Raw genomic sequence first — 15,723 nt, forward strand, 5'->3', positions numbered from 1 at the left:
CGACTGTAACGCCGACCTCCGACAAGCACCGCCCGAACCAGCCCACCGGCGAACCGGGCCAATCGATCCCGCGCCACACCACCCGCACCACCGTGCACCGGCCGTCGGCCGCGTCGTCGGGCATCCGGCCGCGGCCCGCTCGCTGCTCCCTCGCGACCCGAACCGCGATCCTTGTCGACCCCCGATACACCTCACCAGGAGCGCTGTCCCGCACCATCTTTTCGGATTGGCCAGCGACGCCCCGTTGTCCTGTCGAGCCCCACACCCGGCAAATGCACTGCCTCCTCCCTCTCCGCCGTCGCTCCCGCACACTCCCCTCCGGGCCTGCCCAGATAGGAGCCGAGGTCCGCGCGGTCAACGATTCGGTGACCCGCACCCGGTGCGCCGAGAAGGCCACCGGCCCTCCCCGCCGCCCTGCACACCCCAACCACCGACATCCCCAGCATTCCGCGGCCTCACCATTCACACCGGCAGACAATGTCAGAACCTATCAATTAGTGTTAGATATATCGACAACAGTTGAAAGCCTGTCCGTCGACGATCAACACCCCATTTCGGGCGTCGCCTATTGTCTCGACCACGACCTCGCGCACATCCATCACGCAGCCCGTCGCAGTCCCAGGAGTAGAAGTTCAGCAGCCGCTGCATGCCCTCTGGGCCGGCATCACCGGCCGCTTCCGCAGCGTCCACCCGTTCTTGCGTTCGACCTCACCGAGCAGCCCCGCACGTACGCACCCATCCGCCGCCGCGACTCCACTCGCGGAAATCGCGGTGTCCCCCAGGGACCGCTCCGCCAGCGCGAGGTCGGCGGCATCGGGTCGGTAGGCGTGCGCCCACTGGGCGAGGGTGTCGGCGGTGGCGGTCATGGTTTCTCCAGGGCTGCTCAGGGGGTGGGGAGGGCGGTGGTCAGCGCTCGATGGCCGTTTGCGCTGCGCGGAGCTCGTTCTTGAGCACCCGCCCGGTGAGGTTGCGTGGCAGCTGGTCGAGGACGAAGCGCCGCGTCGCATCGTATATAACACGCGGGGTAGGCCAGAAAGAACGCCCCTCTCCCAGCGAGTTCGACAGTCTTCGGGCACAGACGTGGGCGACAATCTCACCGTGCTTGCAAGGCTTCAGGCCCTCGCGGTCTTCGTCACTTCCATCCTCCCCGGTGCCCTGTTCACCTTCGCGTTCGAACGCGAGAACAAGCGCACCACCACCGCGGAGTTCAACGAACGACTTCTCACCTTCGCCAGCACCTCCGCTCTGTTCGGCATGCTCTCCACCCCGCTGCTCTACCAGGGCTACCGCATATTTGTCGTGACCGGCGATCTGCAGAACGGCGAGCCGCTGCCCTGGTGGGTCTGGGCAATCGCCGCCGGCTACGTGGTCGTCCCACTCGCACTCGGAGCCCTCACCGGGATGGCCGCCCGCAAACGCTGGTGGTGGGCACGACCGATCACTGGACCCGAACCCGAACCCCGTGGATGGGACCTCCTCTTCAAGACCCCGGCCCTGGGCGGCTACGTCAAGCTGCGCCTGAAGGAACCCGGTACCGGCAACCCCTGGATCATGGGCCTCTGGGCGAAACCCGACCCCGGCACGACCAGCCTGCTCCCCGGCAGCTACGCCGCCGGTTACCCTTATGAACAGGACCTCTACTTGATCGACACCTGCCAGATCACCCCGAATGGAACACCGGTCGTCGACGCCAGTGGTAACGCCGTTCGTCGGGGAAGTGCTCTCCTCGTCCGCTGGTCGGAAGTCGCCTATGCTGAGTTCATCGAGGGATGAGGAGGCACGATGACGGTCAGTACCACGACCCCGCGCGACACCAGCCGTGAAGAACGTAGCGGTGGCTACACCGCGGGCAAGTCCGTCAGTGAGCTCAAACCACTGTCGCAGACGCACGCAACGACCGAGGCCGCCGACGACAGCTCCACCGGAAGCGTGTCTCACGAGCTGCAGTAGCACTCGCTCGCGGAAGTGTGCCCCGTGCGCTTCGGCTCACGGGGCACACTGCATCTCCGGCTCCTCCCAACGTGATGGATCGAGTGTGTCGGTCGTCATCTCGTGTCTCGCCAGGGGATAGCGGTGCGTGTCGGCCGGAGAACTGAAGGGGCATCGTCGGCACCTTCAGGCTGGCCCGGCCACCGTGGTCGTCGTCGACGGGAAGGCTGTACTCGACGTCGGTACTCGATGGGGACCAGCTGGGACGAGGAATCACTGACGGCGCTGCGTGTCGCCCTGAGCATCCGCACCGGCGCGGTCGTCGATCTGCGCGGACGATTGACCGACGAGGTGCTGCAGCTGGTCGGCGACGCACTCATCGCCGCGGTCGACGACCACATCGACGGGGCACAAGAGGTGGCCGCCCAGTGCGCGGCGGCGCTGCGCGTGCGCGACTGGACGGGCGACGACGACCCCGCCGATCAACTGGAGGCCGCGGTGGGGATGTCCGCGACACCGATGTTGCGACCTGCCGCGGTCGACCTCGAGAACTCTCGTCGCTGCTCGAGGGCGACCGACCTATGGCGGTGGTCGGATCGACCTGCAGACGGGGGAAACGTGGCCGACCATGATCGCGGACGACGTGTTCGACGACGATCCCGACCGGTGGTTGTAGGTCCGTTGCGTCGGATCACGCGCGGGCTATCGCGACATGGAGTTGTTCATCGAGTCGGTAGCCGACCCCGCCGTTGCCGACCGGCTCGACATCGCGATCTCCGGGCGCGGTGTGTTTCGCCGCTTCAAGGACGTGTTGTGCCGGTGGCCCGCCGAGGTTCATCTGGTAGGGGTTGTCGGTGCGCACACTAATCGGTTTGGCGTCGGTGGTGGGGTAGGGAAGGCCCCGTCGCTGGCGCCGTGGCCGCTGTGGGTGTGCTTCATTGTGGGGCGTCTGGAAGGCCGGCAATGGGGTGAGTGCCACCGGAGATCGTGAATATGTTTGGTGTGCAGAAGTTATCGGACTCGATGCCCGGGGAGTTCGTTGCGGGAGAGAAGCGGCGGGGGCGCAGCCGGAAACCTTGTCTCTGCGAACAGCAGCAGGATGGCGGCGCCGAATGCGCGTGCGGCCATGGCGGGTGGCCTCGGCTGGGCGCCCGTCGATGGTGAGGGGAGGGCGAGGTGGGTCTGTTTCATTGGGCCTTCATGCCAGTTGCTAAGATTTTGTGCACCAATGGTATTGATGCAATTGGTGACGGGGAGATGGCGGATCGGTTGCTGGAGCTTTCTCCGCTGGTGGCCTAGTTGTTCGGGGCGGTCTGGTTCGGTGACAAGGGGCATCTGGGTTGGTGTAGGTCTCGGAAGGAGGGCTACTGCGACCTTTCTCCGGTGTTCGGGTAGTACACCTTCCCTATGGGGCCACGTGCGTTCTCGCTGACCGTGATGGACAGTGGTTCGGCGGAATTGCCCCAGGCGTGGGATGCGTGTTCGCGATGTGGTGGGTGATCCCAGCTCGAGTCCTCGAAGTTGTCTCATTCGCGGTGCGCAGTGAGGATACGTGTGAGGGTCGGATCGGGGAGGTCGGATGGTCCGTTCGCGGGCAGGTCGTCGGCGGCGCGGAGTGTGTAATAGTCGTCGACGGTGTACGCGGGCAGCATGTGGATCAGTCCGAAACCAGGATCGAGATTCTCGATCGGATCCGTAGTTCTGTCGTTGGTCGTGCCGGCATTGGTGAGACGATGGGCTTTGCCGATGCGTATGCCACGTCAACTTTGTGTTTACTGCTTGCTGATCAGGATCGTGTCCGCGCTGCTCGTCTCTTGCGCGCGGGGGTGCATAGGTGTGCCGTTGAGTGGTTTGTTGCTCGGAAGGAAGATCTCGGCCGCGGGGGGCTTGTGGCACGGAAGCCGCCGCGGGGGTTTGTGGCACGGAGCCGCAGTTTTTCTTTCAGTGCTGATCTCCGCGGGTGGTGCACTCATCGCTTTGTAGTGGAGTTATTTTCGCGGGTGTCCCGCGGCATTCCGCTTGTCGGGTGGTGCATATGCGCGGTGCTCCGCGGACGCGGCAACGTGTCCTGACTCGGTGGATCTGGCGAGATCGCAGTCGCCCTCACGTGCTGTTCGCCATGTTGACTGAGTCACCGGGGTGACCGTTGGTTCAGAGGATCCGGCGAGCGTGGAACTCGGTCGCCTCGATTCATTCCCGATTGCCGGCTGATCATGCCGGTTTCGCCAGGTTTGCTGAGTCATCCGCCAGATAGTCTTCCGCACTCGCCAGTTTCACCGCGTGTTCGCCACCTTCGCTGAGCCGGGACAAACGGTGCCGTCGACTCAACGAAACTGATGTGGGAACGACATCTTTGTACTGCGATGCATGAGATTCGCGGTGTCGACCTCTTCGCCTGTGGCTCAACCAATTTGATGCATATGGAATGGTGATCCTCCTCCTGGTGAAATAGCGCGGGTTGTCGGCTGGCGAATCGTCCTTGCGTTGGGCGCTTGACCTGCGGTGAGGAATGTTGAGTGGCGGACCGGGCTTCGGTAAAGCTGCTGCGGGGCCGGGGGTCGGTCGACTTCGCCATGGGATCTTTGCTTGATTTCGCGGGAGTATTCGTAGTGGAGGATTTCCGCGGCGAGACGGGTGACCGGTCGGTGGTGATGCGCCGCGACCGACGTGCCCGGCGCCGACGATGGGTATCACCGCCCTTTACTTGGCCCAGCATGTGCGGATAGGTCCAGACGCGGGAGGTTCCCGATCGGTGAAGCAGAATGGGGTGCCATGGACGATGTGGAGTTGGTCGAGCAGGTGCGGCGGCGTTGGGAGCAGGGTGTCCCGCCGAAGGTGATCGCGCGTGCGCTGGGCGTGCGGCCGTCGGTGGTGTCGCCGTTGGTGCGACGAATCGCTGCCGAGGCTGCGGCGTCCCGAGGATTGGGGCGGGTGCTGGGGTGCTGGGTCAATTGTGGCTGGAGTGTCGGGCTGGGCCTCGAGGGTCATCCGGAGTGGGCTGAACTGGACGCTCCCGCCGGTGAGGCCGAAGGCTTCGCGCAGGTGTTGGTGGCACGAGAGGGGCGGCGTGGTCGGGCGACGCTGCGAGGCTACCTGGCCGACGTGCACTGCCTGGGGGTGAAAAACGCCCGTGACCCCGAAACCATGGACGCGGGCAGGATCCCCAGCGCCATCCGCACGTACTACGCAGCGTTCGACCGTCCGGCGGTGGAGATTCCGATCGAACTCGGCCGTGAACTGATCCTGGGGGCGGTGCACTATGCGCGCGGGCTCGGTTTCGAGCCCACCGGCGCCTTCGATGATGATGCAGCCGCGTTCCTGGGTGAGTGGGCCGGGCCGGGTCGGATCGAGTTCGGGAGGGACGGTCAGCCGTTCTACCTCAACGGGCCCTACGACAATCCGACTGCTGTCATTCGGACCCTCGAGCGGTCCGTGGGTGCGGGGAACTTCCACTTCTCGGTGGCCGCGGGATCGATGTGACCGCCACGAACACACCCGACGTCGAGGGGAACACCCGACTCCACGGGCGGTAGGCCGAGCCCCAGCGCACGCCGGCACGCGAACGGCAAGCGCCGCGACCAGTCGAACACCACAGACGGACCGGCATCGGTGTTCGATTGGATCATGGTGGGCGAGCGGCGGATGTTCGGCTGGAACTCCGCATCAGATTCACTGGGCCGGGCAAGTCGAAGACGGCGGGCCGTGGCGCTGCTGGTACCGGGGCCAGGACGGTCTGTCCGGGCCTGAGGCGGCCGTGGCGCCCCGCGTCGTTCCGCGCCGCGATGAACACGGAAATGCAGGGGTCGGTCGGCGTTGATGTATCGGGTGATCTTGGTGGTGAGAAAGACGGTGAGGGTGACCATCACCGGCGAGCGGTGTGCAGCCGAGAGGGACGTGCACGATCATGTGAGCGACGACGAAGACCGTGACCAAGATCGCTGCACCCACACCGACGGCGGAGTACCGGATACGAATCGGGAGGGTTCTGCCCGCGGGGCCGAGGTAGTGCGAGTCCACGCGGGTAGAGCAGGTCGTCGTTGTCGATCACGCGCTCACTTCCTTCGAGGATGTGTTCACCAGGGCTGAGCACGCGTCAGACGTCGACGCCGAAGAGGCTGAGGAAAAATGCCCCGAGCCCGTTCATTGCGCTCTGGCTACCGGCGAGCACGAAGAAGGTGATCGCGACGAGAGACAGTCCGCCCACTGTCAGCACCTTCGAGAGGTTGCTTTTCAGGGCTCCGAGCGCGATCGCGCAGACAACCAGCAGGAAGATCACGGGCGAACACGTTGTCGCCGATCCAGTCCTTGAGATTATTGGTGTTCACCTCGGTCTCCTGAGCAAGAACGTCACGACCGATGTGGGGGTGCACGGGCGAAGCGAGTGCGGCGTCGACGACGGTGGACGCAAGCAACATGGGTTCTCCTCGGGTCGGATCTGGCGAGAGCACCTGAAACGTGGTGCGGGCGACGGTAAGAAAAATCGCGCGCCGACGTCAACGGGGTATGCGGATAACTTCCTCTCGCGAAGGCGCAGCGGTGGTGCTTGCTTGTCGGCCATCTGGTGACACACGCATGAGTTGGGCGCGGGCATCGGTTGCGTGGGCCGTGAGGGTGTCATGCGCAGACCTCTGACGGGTCGTGTGTAGTTCGGCGTGCGGCGCCTGGCTCATCAGACTGAGATGGGGTCGGCAGAGCAGCGCAACGGGCCGCCCGGTGGGGCGGTGCGCGGGAGCCCGGCGAAGGACGGCTGCAGCATGGGCGTGACAGCGCCGAATTCAGCGCCGAAAGGTGGTGCCTGACCGACCGTATTCAGGCGCACACAAGCACGCGTCTTCTCGCCCTCGAAATGGGGATCGCACAAGTGGTGCTGCGGCACCGATCAGAGTGGCTCTGCCGTGACCTGAGAATCGGCGTCCGAATCGAGCGGTCGAATCCATCAGTCGAATCGAGCGGGGAAACCCACCCCCTCCGGGGGGTCACTCCCCCCGGCCCTTCGGGCCTAGGGGGGAGTGTACTACTAGAAATTGCGCCGCGCCAACATATTTCGGAACGCCCCTGTCACACGCCTGCGGCGGTGCTGTTTCGACCGCGCAGCGGGACGCCGGTACCGCACGCCCTCCGCGGACCCCCGCGCCGGCATCGGGACCGCTTCGCGCGCCGACACCGACCCCTGGCCCGTATCGCTCGCAGAGAGGCGTCTCGCACGCATGCATCGGGCGGGTATCGGACGTGCTCGCCCACAGCGGTCGGATCACCGTGGACAGTGGTCGGAATCTTCCCGGATCGTACCGCCCTGATCCGGCTCGTCGGTGCGGTCCTGGCCGAACAACACGACGAGTGGATCGAAGGGCGCCGCTATCTCGGCCTGGACGTTCTGGCCCGCTCCCGCAACGACAAGCCCACCGACAGCACCGAGTCCACCGAGGAGGTGACACCGGCCTTGACTGCCTGACTCACCAACGAGGAGTCCCGCGACGACCCTCGTACACCACCCCCATGGACTTGACCGAGCTTCTCCGTGCGGGCCGATGATCCGCATTTGGCACCTGCCTCCGAATGCGGTGCATTTCGCGCAGCCGCCGTATCAAGAGGTCGACTGACGGAATGAGCGTGACGGAGTAGAACACCGCACCATCACGAGAATCCTCGGTCACGCAGGAGAAGACTCCGAAGGAGGAAAAAACCAGCAGGCCGCATGCGAAACTCGCCGTCCGATCCCTGAACGCCATCGTTCATCCGTCCTTCGAATGCTCACTCAGTGAGGAGCGAAACAAACCCAGAGTGCCGTGAGAGTGCAAAGCCTCGCCCAGACGGCGACCGCGAATCGTGATCAGACTGGCGGAGCCGTGCTCCCCGGTGCCAAGGAGCGTCCCCCTGTCAGTCACCGATTGCGAAACCGCCGGCCGGGGAGGCGAGAACAGATCACCACGCACGCGGTAGCACCACAAGGGTTTCGTCGGGGTCGGAGGCACGAATGCGTCACACCCGGCGAGAGTGCCCGGCGGTGGCGATGGCGCTGGCGCTGGTCGCCATGCGGGGCACGCTGTTCGTGGTGTGTTCATGCCGTCTTTCCGAGATCGGTGGAGGGCACGTCTCGCGGACGGTTTAATCTCGGCGCATGTATGCGCGAACGAATCGTCGGGCGGTGTTGCTTGGGGCTGCTCGGCGGTGGTGTGGCTGCTGCGATGCAGACCTACGTCGACCTTGCCGGCCCCGCGGTCGCTGAGGCGGCGCCGATTCCCGGGATCCCGGACGGGTTGATCCCCGACGGATGGCTTCCTGCCCCGCCCCCGCCCCTGCCGCCGGATACGTCGGCGATCGCGGCGAAATATGCGGGCGCCGTTCCACACGAATGGGGTGTCGCCGTCACCGGCACCGCCACCAGGCTCGCGGCGGCGGGTCACCGGATCGCGCTGACCTTCGACGCATGCGGTGGACCTCAGGGCGATGGCGTCGATGCGGATCTGCTTGGACTGCTCGAACGCGAGAAACTGCCTGTCACCCTGTTCGTGAACGGCCGCTGGATCGATGCGAACCCCGGCCTCATCGCGCAGCTGTCGGGAAACCCCCTCGTCGAGCTGGCGAACCACGGCACCCGGCACCTGCCGCTGTCGGTGACCGGGAAATCCGCGTACGGCATCGCGGGCACCACGTCGCCGGCCGAGGTGATCGACGAGGTGTGGGTGAACCACAACCGACTGCTCGAGATCACGGGCCGACCGCCGCGGTGGTTCCGCCCCGGCACGGCCCACTGCGACGAGGTCGCGGCGTCCATCGTCCGCGATCTCGGCGAGCAGGTGGTGGGATTCACGCTGAACGGCGATGCGGGGGCCACCCGGCCCGCCGCGAAGGTGCAGGCCGCGGTCACCTCGGCGGCGCCCGGTTCCGTGGTGATCATGCACATCAACCGTCCGGCCGGTGCCACCGCGGAGGGCCTCGCTGCTGCTGTGCCGCAATTACGTTCGGCGGGCGTCGAATTCGTCACCCTCAGCGGTGCCGGTGGCCTGGCCTGATCCGACTGTCGGCCGAGTTCTGGGCTTCGGTGCATGGTCGGGGAACGGCGGCGGACTGCTCACCAGGGGCGAGAGTTCCTAGCGATTGCTCGACGAAGGCGGCGTTCCCACGGTTCGGTCATCGGATGCTCGACGAGTACCTGGGCATGGTCGCGGCCCGATCCCGGCCGAGCACAGTGCCGGCCATCGCGGACGACTGAAGGTGTTCTTCTTGGTGGTCGGAAAGTCGCCGGAGGGGGTCACTGAGGCGGATCTGCCGGCGTTCATCGGTTACGGCGTCTGCCCGCGCTGTGGGGTGCGGATCGGTGCCGGCGAGGCGGGGCTATTCACGCGCACGATTGTGCGCCGTCAGGCGACAGTCCCTGGACGGTACGAGCACGGCGATTGTGGTGCGGTTGGCGTAACGTCGGAACTGGAGGCTGCGGTGAAGTCGAGGGGTGATATCGAGGGGTTGGACGGGCCGTCCGGGGGAGGGTGAGCTGGGTATGTGGTCGATCCGTGGGAAAGTTGTCGCGATCTCCGATTCGTGCCGATTGCCATGGGAGAGAGGGCGTATCGAATGATTCGTTTCCTGCTTCGGATCGTGGTCTTCTTGGGGTCGGCAGCGATCGGTTTGCTGGTGGCGCAGTGGCTCCTGCCGGGGGTCTCGATTGCCGCGTCGGGATTTGTCACCGCGGTGGTGCTGTTTGCGGTGGCGCAAAGTGTGCTGTCTCCGTTCATCGGGAAGGTGGTGGCGAGGAACGCGTCGGCGTTCCTCGGAGGCGTCGGGCTCGTATCGACATTGGTGGCGTTGGTGATCGCATCGCTCGTTGGTGGTCTGAGTATCGATGGGTGGCGCACGTGGATTCTGGCGACTCTGGTGGTGTGGCTGGTGACCGCGGTTGCCACTCTGGTGCTGCCGTTGGTGGTGTTGCGTGACAAGAAGTCGGGTGCGTGAGGGGACCGCGGGGCGCGTAAGACGCGATTTCGGGTGTCCTGGTCTTCGTGCCGCGGGTGCCTTGCGGTCGTCGGTACCGTCGGCGCGGGCCTGTGGTGGTGACGGCCTGCCGTCGTAGTGTGGTCAGCGCCGCTCGCTCCCATTCTCGGGCGGCCTCGACCCCGTCGGCCGGTACACATTGTGACTCGCGATCGGCTGGCGGGCAGCGGCCACCACTGGTAGGCCAGTTCGCAGGTCCGCGGTCGCGCCGGCAGGAACGTTCCGAACCCTCGGATTCACTTACAAGTGCAAAACTGCTATCTGGCTGCTGCTCGAGAATGAGCTCTGCATTGACAGATCGTGGGGTCGCGAAGACCACCCTCACGGTCACCCCCACGCAGGCTGGTTCGCTCGACTCCGCGACGCCACACAGCGGTCGCCGCTGACCACCCGGCAACGGGAAATCATCACCCTCGCCGCCCAAGGACTATCAAACAAGCAGATCGCCGAGAAAATGACCCTGTCCGTCCGCACCGTCGAAGGACACCTCCACCGCGCCTCCCTCAAGACCGGTGTCTCCGGCCGCGATGACCTCGGCGCCATGGTCACCGGCGATCAGTCCCCTCCCCATCGTGGTCACGAACTGGAGTAGCCGACTACTCCACCCCACCGTGCACGGCGAACGCACCCTGAAACCATGACCACACCACTGACACCTCGCGAGCAGGCGCTACGGCGACTGCCTCAGCCCTACTCCCTCGCGCTACGGCTACGCGACGCCGGCGTCGACGACGACCAGATGTGCACCTACCTCGACATCGAAGCAGAAGCCCTCGCACCGCTGCTCCAGCTCGCCGAGGCCAAACTTGCCGCCGCAACCAACCCGCTGCCAGAGGCGTCGGGGCAGGCAACCGTCAACAATAGGGAATTGAAGAAATGACACAGCAATCATCAGCGGCCGACTACGTCATCGCCGGAACCGGATCGGCAGGAGCCGTGCTCACCCACCGGCTCAGCACCGACCCGCGAAAAACCAGGTGGTGGCTCTCAAGGCCGGACCGCAGGACAGGAACACATTCACCCACATCCCCGCCGCATTCGCGAAACTCTTTCGCAGCGAGGTCGACTGGGACTACCTCACCGAGCCGCAACCCAAGCTCGGCGGCCAGCAGATCTACTGACCCCGCGGGAAGATGCTCGGCGGGTGATCCTCGATGACCGCAATGATGTGGGTACGAGGTTTCGCCGCCGACTACGACGAATGGGCAAACCTCACCGACGACACGTCATGGTCATTTACCGAAGTCATCAAGTACTTTCGCGTCGAAAACGTGCAGGACGGCACCCACCCCGACACCCGACACGCCGGACCGATCATCGTCTCCCACCAACGCAGCCCACGACCACTCACCACCGCATTCCTCGATGCAGTCACAGAAACCGACTACACAATAGAACGCTCCAATGATGCTCAACCCGAAAGCTTTTCATGATTCATGGTCACCCAGAAGCGTGGTGCCCGGTGGAGCGCGGCCGACGCCTACCTCAAACCCGCCCGCCGACGGATGAACCTGACCGTACTCACCGAGGCGCACGCCACCCGGATCCTGTTCGACGGAACCGCCGCGGTCGGCGTCGAATACGAAAAGGACCGCGCCCGCCGCACCGTCCGCGCCCATAAAGAAGTGGTCCTTGCCGGTGGGGCCGTCAACACACCCCAACTGCTGATGCTCTCCGGTGTCGGCGATGACAGCACCTGCGCCGGCACGGCATCGCGGTGCACCATCATCTCCCCGAAGTCGGACGCGCTCTGACCGATCACTTCGTGTCCGCGTTCGGCTACAGCGTCGACGGCGGTTCGCTGTTCGCCGCCGACAAGATCGGTGAGCTCGTGAACTAGCTGCCGCTCTCGATAACCGATGACGTCACTGCTCTCGATCCGGGTGTGCGTGCCGATCTTGTGTGCGGGGATCTCGCCGGCGCCGATGAGCTTCACCAACGTGGGGCGGGAGATGTCGAGCATGTCCGCCGCGGTGGTCGTGGTGACCTCGTGTGGCACGGATCCGATGCTGACGGTGCCACCGGCCGCGACCACGGACACGACCTGCTTGAGAATCCAAGCCAACTCCGGCGGCACGGCCGACTCGAGGTCCGCGGGCAGGTGTATCGGCGCCGTCGCAGGTGTCGGCCAATCGCTGGGCGCGGGCGGCGGCGGTGAGGGCGGATCCGTTGCGGCCGCGGTGACGGTAGGTGGTGGCGGCGTGCGCGGCGGCGTCCATGGCTGCCAACAGGTCGCCCATGTCCTCGAACTGACGTGAGGCGTCGAGGAGACCGTCCGCGTCACCGGCGGCAAGGGCGGTGGCGTGCAGGGCGGCTGTGGGGCGCGAGGCCCGTCGACCCGGCCGGCGAGCTCACGTAGCCGGTGAGCGGTGGTGGAGTCACCGAAGCGTGTCGCGGTGTGCAGGCACATCACCTCGTGAGCGTATTGGTGATGTTCGGCGGCGCAGTGGGCGCCGCGGTGCGCGAGTGCGATGGCCTCGGTGACGGCACCGGTGGCGGCGGAGACCCAGGCCCTGGTGAGGAGATAGTCCGGTTTCAGGTACGGCACGGGTGTGGGGCACCAGGCGTCGAGGGCGCGAAGGGTTTCCGATGCGTGCGCGCCGTCTCCGGACATCGCCTGGGTCTGGGCCAGCGCGCAGTGCCACGCTGTGGGGATGTAGCCGTGGGCGATTCCGGCGGAGGTGAAGCGTTGTTCCAATTGTTTCCGTGCCGCTCTCAGGTGCCCCGACGCGAGTTCGTCCTGCCCTCTCAGCAGGGCGGAGAAGCGCTGCGCGAAGCCGGGTACATCGGCGCACTCGTCGCAGATGCGCGTGGTGACGGCGGCGGCATCGCGGAGGTAGCCTGCCAGGCGCAACCCCCGGGTGTAGAACTCGCTGTAGGGGAGACGAACGGAGGAAACCAGCGGTGAGGACCTTCACCGCGACCGTTCGGTCCAGCTCAGTCTGGATACACCGGTAGACAACGCCGAAGCCACCGCGGCCGATTTCCTGGGCGTCTTCGAGCCCAGCGGCTTCTAGCTCCGCTGTGACCGAAGCGCCAACCTCGCGCTGCGTCCGGTACGGATCGGCATCGACCATCGGCTACGCCGATTCACCCGATCCGCGACACCCTTGACGATGCAGCACGGCGCTCACCTCACGAAAACGTCCTACCAGGATATCGCTCCGAACACGCGAAACGGGACCCCACAACGGTGTGCGAATCCGCAGATACCTTGCCACCCACACTGACGAGTTCGTCCTAGTCGATCTCGTGTCAGCTCCTGTTTCGGAGGTGTGTCTCCCATTGGGGTTTTCGGCAACCCGGGTTGATGCTCGCTCCGCTATGGCCGTGGGATGACCGGTCGAGAGGCGTCGAGTTTGTGTTGGCAGAGTGCGATGATGCGGCGCCGGTCCGATGGATCCAAGGGTGGGCACGGGGGTGTCTGAAGGAGTGCGAGGAGTCTGCGGTAGTAGATCGTTGGCTGCAGTCCGAACTCCGGCAAGATGTACTCGTCGAAGTCGGGGACGATGTAGTCGTTGACCGCAACTATTGGCGCCCACCGTAGAGCGAATTCGACGAGGCGGTGATCGTCCCGGGTGCCGTGTTCATGCACCGTGCCTGGAACGTGTGTTGGCGCACTCACTGCAGTTCCGAGGGGTCGAATCCGGCTTCGATGCGCTGCCGGACGGTGGTGAGGTAGCGGGCGGCGTCGGCGCCGTCGACGATCCGGTGGTCGTAGGACAGCGAGAGGTACGCCATCGACCGGACTTCGATCTGGAGTGCTCCGCCGTCGCCGCGGGTGGGGACGAGGCGGTCGACGACGGTCCCGATTCCCAGGATGGCGGATTGGGGTTGGTTGATGATCGGGGTGTCGAAGAGTGCACCGCGACTGCCGGTGTTGGTGATGGTGAACGTGCCACCAGCCAGGTCGTCGGGGCGGATCGTACCGGTGCGCACACTGCCTGCGACGCCCGTGATGGCGCGGGCTAGGTCGGGGATGCGCATCCCGTCGGCGTGGCGGATGACGGGAACCATGAGGCCCTTGTCGCTGTCGACGGCCATCCCGAGATGCACGGCCCCGTGGTAGGTCACCTCGGTGCAGTCGGCGTCGAGCGAGGAGTTGATGACCGGATGGTGGGAGAGCGCTTCGGTGGCGGCGGCGACGAAGAACGGCAGGAACGACAGTTTCTCCCCGGTGCGACCCAGGAACGAATCCTTCTCCCGCGAGCGCAGGCGCGCGATGGCGGTGACATCGACTTCGACGACGGTGGTCAATTGCGCTGACGTCTGCAGGGACTCGAGCATCCGCTGTGCGATGGTTCGCCGAATCCGGGGCAGCTTCTCCACCCGGTCGCCCGCGGATGGCAGTGCAGCAGCTTCCGGGGTAGTCGGGTTCGATACAGGTGCACGTGCCGGAGCAGGAGTGGCGGCTGCCGGTGCAGGCGCGGGAGTTGCCTCGGCCGCGGGTGCCGGCGTGCCCCGGGGATCACTGCCTTGTGCGCTGAGGACTGCCAGTACCGCGCCGACCTCGACGACAGCGTCTTCTGGGGCGATGATCTCGAGGACGGTACCTGCGGCAGGGGAGGGGACCTCGGTGTCGACCTTGTCGGTGGCCACCTCGAGCAACGGTTCATCCTGCTCGATGTGGTCGCCTGGGGTTTTGAGCCAGCGGGTGATCGTGGCTTCGGTGACGTTCTCACCGAGCGACGGCAGCACCACTGTGGTGCCTGTCTGTGTCGTGGTCATTCTGGGTGTCTCTCTGGGTCAGTCGACGAGGTCGAGTGCGGTGCGGACGACGGCATCGGTGTCGATGCCGTGGTAGCGGTAGACGTCGTCGAGGGAACCGACCTGCCCGAACCGGCTGACCCCGAGCGCGGCACCGGGAACGTGGTTGATCCCGGTCAGGAACGCGAGGGTGTGCGGGTGCCCGTCGAGGACGGTCACCATCGGCGCCGCCCGGCCGGCGGGAAACACCTGGTCGAGAATCCACGACGGCCCGTCGGCCAGTCCGCGGCGCGCCTGCACCGCCTCGAACAACAACCCAGGGCTGGTGACACACACGACGTCCGCGGCGATGCCCTGCTCGGCCAACCGGTCGGCGGCGGTGAGGGTTTCGGTGATCATCGCACCCATCCCGACCAGAGTCACGGCCGGCTTGTCGGTGTGCCGCAGCGTGTACGCGCCGGCGACCACCTGACGGCGTCGGCGCTCCCGGGCGGCGGGATCCGACGGCACGGCGGCGAGGGTCTGATCGACCGGGCGGGTCGAGAGCCGCAGATACGACGACGACCCGTCCGGGCGGCCCAACCGGGAGATGCTGTCGAGCAGCGTCCATTCGACGTCGATCGCGAACGCCGGTTCGTAGCTCACACACCCGGGTTGCTCGAGCCCGATCGACGGGGTCTTGATCGACTGGTGCGCCCCACCCTCGGCGGCCAGGGTCACCCCGGACGGGGTGCCGACCAGGATCGACTGCCCGCCCGCGTAAATCCCGTACGACCAGGGTTCCAGGGCGCGTTCGACGAACGGGTCGTACATCACCCCGATCGGGAACAGCGGCTGCCCCCACCGGCTCCAGGTGGCCCCCAGTTCACCCATCAACCCGACCAGATTCGTCTCCGCGATCCCCAGTTCCATGTGCTGCCCGGTGGGCTTTTCCCGCCAGTGCATGATCGTCTCGGCGTCGTCGTCGAACCAATTGCGGCGCTCGTTCGGCGACCACACGCCGACCTTGTTCAACCAGCCGGCCAGGTTCGTGGTGGAGGAGACGTCCGGGCTGACGGTCACCACCCGTTTCGCCGCCTCCGGGGCCTCCCGGGACAG

General features: G+C 65.8%; 14 protein-coding genes and 5 pseudogenes. 10 read left to right on the forward strand and 9 right to left on the reverse strand.

Translation table 11 applies throughout. The features are described 5' to 3' along the window. Window positions 1-521: 521 nt before the first annotated feature. Window positions 522-814, reverse strand: a pseudogene (locus tag ACFWAY_RS14530) (transposase); the annotation flags it as partial. A 284-nt stretch (window positions 815-1,098) separates the two neighbouring features. Here ACFWAY_RS14530 and ACFWAY_RS14535 point away from each other — a divergent pair. Then, a complete protein-coding gene (locus ACFWAY_RS14535; RefSeq protein ID WP_378454117.1) occupies window positions 1,099-1,773 on the forward strand; it encodes a DUF6338 family protein in 675 nt (224 codons plus the stop codon). A gap of 9 nt (window positions 1,774-1,782) precedes the next feature. Further along, window positions 1,783-1,950, forward strand: coding sequence for a hypothetical protein (locus ACFWAY_RS14540; RefSeq protein ID WP_378454116.1), 168 nt, complete (start codon window positions 1,783-1,785; stop codon window positions 1,948-1,950). A gap of 252 nt (window positions 1,951-2,202) precedes the next feature. Here the strand turns inward: ACFWAY_RS14540 and ACFWAY_RS14545 are convergent, their stop codons facing one another. After that, on the reverse strand, window positions 2,203-2,415 hold the full coding sequence (locus ACFWAY_RS14545; RefSeq protein ID WP_378454115.1) for a hypothetical protein: 213 nt from the start codon (window positions 2,413-2,415) through the stop codon (window positions 2,203-2,205). A 205-nt stretch (window positions 2,416-2,620) separates the two neighbouring features. After that, window positions 2,621-2,791, reverse strand: coding sequence for a hypothetical protein (locus ACFWAY_RS14550; protein WP_378454114.1), 171 nt, complete (start codon window positions 2,789-2,791; stop codon window positions 2,621-2,623). A gap of 314 nt (window positions 2,792-3,105) precedes the next feature. Between ACFWAY_RS14550 and ACFWAY_RS14555 the strand changes: the two genes are divergently transcribed. Continuing rightward, a complete protein-coding gene (locus tag ACFWAY_RS14555) occupies window positions 3,106-3,228 on the forward strand; it encodes a hypothetical protein (protein WP_378511016.1) in 123 nt (40 codons plus the stop codon). Between the two features lie 227 nt (window positions 3,229-3,455). Here ACFWAY_RS14555 and ACFWAY_RS14560 read toward each other — a convergent pair whose 3' ends face one another. Beyond that, window positions 3,456-3,581 carry a hypothetical protein gene (locus ACFWAY_RS14560; RefSeq protein WP_378454113.1) on the reverse strand — a complete coding sequence of 42 codons (126 nt, stop codon included), beginning with the start codon at window positions 3,579-3,581 and terminating at the stop codon, window positions 3,456-3,458. Window positions 3,582-4,701: 1,120 nt separating this feature from the next. Here ACFWAY_RS14560 and ACFWAY_RS14565 point away from each other — a divergent pair. Then, window positions 4,702-5,409 (forward strand): hypothetical protein, encoded by a 708-nt coding sequence (locus tag ACFWAY_RS14565; protein ID WP_378511017.1) that lies wholly within the window; start codon window positions 4,702-4,704, stop codon window positions 5,407-5,409. Between the two features lie 613 nt (window positions 5,410-6,022). Here ACFWAY_RS14565 and ACFWAY_RS14570 read toward each other — a convergent pair. Continuing rightward, the gene (locus ACFWAY_RS14570; RefSeq protein ID WP_378454111.1) at window positions 6,023-6,205 is read right to left on the reverse strand and encodes a hypothetical protein; all 183 of its coding nucleotides are present in this window, start codon (window positions 6,203-6,205) and stop codon (window positions 6,023-6,025) included. A gap of 990 nt (window positions 6,206-7,195) precedes the next feature. Between ACFWAY_RS14570 and ACFWAY_RS14575 the strand changes: the two are divergent. The 6 genes and pseudogenes from ACFWAY_RS14575 to ACFWAY_RS14600 all read left to right on the forward strand — a co-directional run. Further along, window positions 7,196-7,381, forward strand: a pseudogene (locus tag ACFWAY_RS14575) (transposase); the annotation flags it as partial. Window positions 7,382-8,051: 670 nt separating this feature from the next. Beyond that, window positions 8,052-8,942, forward strand: a complete 891-nt coding sequence (locus ACFWAY_RS14580) for a polysaccharide deacetylase family protein (RefSeq protein WP_378511018.1) — start codon at window positions 8,052-8,054, stop codon at window positions 8,940-8,942. Window positions 8,943-9,501: 559 nt separating this feature from the next. After that, window positions 9,502-9,879 carry a hypothetical protein gene (locus tag ACFWAY_RS14585; RefSeq protein WP_378511019.1) on the forward strand — a complete coding sequence of 126 codons (378 nt, stop codon included), beginning with the start codon at window positions 9,502-9,504 and terminating at the stop codon, window positions 9,877-9,879. A 421-nt stretch (window positions 9,880-10,300) separates the two neighbouring features. Further along, window positions 10,301-10,510, forward strand: a complete 210-nt coding sequence (locus ACFWAY_RS14590; protein WP_378459173.1) for a response regulator transcription factor — start codon at window positions 10,301-10,303, stop codon at window positions 10,508-10,510. Between the two features lie 45 nt (window positions 10,511-10,555). After that, window positions 10,556-10,798 (forward strand): hypothetical protein, encoded by a 243-nt coding sequence (locus ACFWAY_RS14595; protein ID WP_378454108.1) that lies wholly within the window; start codon window positions 10,556-10,558, stop codon window positions 10,796-10,798. After that, window positions 10,795-11,755: pseudogene (locus tag ACFWAY_RS14600) on the forward strand (GMC family oxidoreductase); the annotation flags it as partial. The gene ACFWAY_RS14595 and the pseudogene ACFWAY_RS14600, both read left to right, overlap by 4 nt. 15 nt (window positions 11,756-11,770) lie before the next feature. Here ACFWAY_RS14600 and ACFWAY_RS14605 read toward each other — a convergent pair. The 4 genes and pseudogenes from ACFWAY_RS14605 to ACFWAY_RS14620 form a co-directional block, all read right to left on the reverse strand. After that, window positions 11,771-12,532: pseudogene (locus tag ACFWAY_RS14605) on the reverse strand (helix-turn-helix domain-containing protein); the annotation flags it as partial. Between the two features lie 223 nt (window positions 12,533-12,755). Continuing rightward, window positions 12,756-12,995 (reverse strand): annotated as a pseudogene (locus tag ACFWAY_RS14610) (hypothetical protein); the annotation flags it as partial. A gap of 544 nt (window positions 12,996-13,539) precedes the next feature. After that, a complete protein-coding gene (locus ACFWAY_RS14615; RefSeq protein WP_378511020.1) occupies window positions 13,540-14,646 on the reverse strand; it encodes a 2-oxo acid dehydrogenase subunit E2 in 1,107 nt (368 codons plus the stop codon). A gap of 18 nt (window positions 14,647-14,664) precedes the next feature. Continuing rightward, the coding region (locus ACFWAY_RS14620) for a transketolase C-terminal domain-containing protein (RefSeq protein ID WP_378511021.1) at window positions 14,665-15,723 on the reverse strand (1,059 nt) is incomplete at its 5' end.

Source organism: Rhodococcus sp. NPDC059968 (assembly GCF_042738615.1).
In the GTDB taxonomy this organism is placed as follows: Bacteria; Actinomycetota; Actinomycetes; order Mycobacteriales; family Mycobacteriaceae; genus Rhodococcus_F.

What these genes read in the sequence shown, in the direction of transcription:
- ACFWAY_RS14580 (WP_378511018.1), top strand. Translation starts at nt 8,052, where the DNA reads ATGCGCGAACGAATCGTCGGGCGGTGTTGCTTGGGGCTGCTCGGCGGT.
- ACFWAY_RS14615 (WP_378511020.1), bottom strand. Translation starts at nt 14,646, where the DNA reads ATGACCACGACACAGACAGGCACCACAGTGGTGCTGCCGTCGCTCGGT.
- ACFWAY_RS14560 (WP_378454113.1), bottom strand. Translation starts at nt 3,581, where the DNA reads ATGCTGCCCGCGTACACCGTCGACGACTATTACACACTCCGCGCCGCC.
- ACFWAY_RS14585 (WP_378511019.1), top strand. Translation starts at nt 9,502, where the DNA reads ATGATTCGTTTCCTGCTTCGGATCGTGGTCTTCTTGGGGTCGGCAGCG.
- ACFWAY_RS14595 (WP_378454108.1), top strand. Translation starts at nt 10,556, where the DNA reads ATGACCACACCACTGACACCTCGCGAGCAGGCGCTACGGCGACTGCCT.
- ACFWAY_RS14565 (WP_378511017.1), top strand. Translation starts at nt 4,702, where the DNA reads ATGGACGATGTGGAGTTGGTCGAGCAGGTGCGGCGGCGTTGGGAGCAG.
- ACFWAY_RS14540 (WP_378454116.1), top strand. Translation starts at nt 1,783, where the DNA reads ATGACGGTCAGTACCACGACCCCGCGCGACACCAGCCGTGAAGAACGT.